Raw genomic sequence first — 1,253 nt, forward strand, 5'->3', positions numbered from 1 at the left:
TATTAGTGTGACGGCCAATCAAACAAGCTCTGAAAATATGAGTTTAGTGAAAGCCGATATCGTGCTGGATGAGTTTGTTGTGAGTGCACCTTTTGTCGAAGGCAGTCTGGCATCGAATATCGCCGCGTTGAAAGATGCCGATGTGGTATCGGATGCGATTTCTAGTGAGCAGTTTAAAAAGTCAGGTGATTCCGATGCTGCGGGTGCACTAAAGCGTGTTACAGGTATCACTGTTGTTGATGGCAAATTTGTGTACGTGCGTGGTTTGGGTGAGCGTTACAGTGCAGTGCTACTTAATGGTTTGGAGGTACCTTCTCCAGAACCAACAAAACGTGTTGTTCCCCTAGATATCTTTCCTGCTGGTGTGATTCAAAGTATGGATATTCAAAAGACATACTCTAGCGATCTACCCGGTACCTTTGGCGGTGGCACCATTCAAATTAATACCAAAGACATTCCCAAAGAAGATAATTATATAGGCGGCAGTATTAGTATTTCAGTCAACGATTACACGGGAGATGAAGTTATTTATCAGCCGGATAATCGTACGGAGTTGCCACCTTTGCTAATCGAGAAAAGTAATGGCTTCCAAGAACTTGCGGATGAAGTGAGGGTGGGGAACACCATTTTAGTACCAGGACTAACACCTGCTGAACGTTTGGCACTTGATCGTGCGATGGTCAATTACCGTGACTACGGTTTAGAAACTACTAAGTTAAAACCTGGTTCTAGTGTGGATCTCTCGGCAGGGCAAAGCTTTAAAACATCAGGCGGCATGCAATACGGATTTGCGGGCAATCTCTATTACAAAAGTAAGCAATCAAGCAGTGGAGAGGTGATCGAAGACGATTATCAGATCGTGAATGGTTCACAAGCAATTGATACTGCAAGTACGTCTGAAAGAACCACGTTGAATGAAAAGTTCGGCGGGCTAGTGAGCTTGGGTTTAGAACCGCAACAAGGGCAAAAAATTAAGTACACCTTATTGGGTTTGGTTGAAGAGGAAGATCAAACAAAACTCAAAAAGTCTGATGATTTTGTAGAAGGTTCTTACTCAGAAAAAACACTTTTACGATATACCGAACAAGAGATGCTTTCTCATCAATTGAATGGCTCGCATGTACTAGATATTTGGAGCAAGCCTGAATATGCCATGGAGCTTGATTGGGGCTATTCGACGTCAACTGCAACGCGTCTTGAACCAGGCACATTTGAGTATGTGTATAAAGATGCCGCGAGTGGCTCAGGTTTGG

The 1,253-nt window shown here is 43.6% G+C and carries 1 protein-coding gene; it reads left to right on the plus strand.

What is annotated here, in order from left to right:
- Positions 1–37: 37 nt before the first annotated feature.
- The coding region (locus A3739_RS05870; protein WP_156502386.1) for a TonB-dependent receptor plug domain-containing protein at positions 38–1,253 on the plus strand (1,216 nt) is incomplete at its 3' end.

Source organism: Oleiphilus sp. HI0067 (assembly GCF_001635735.1).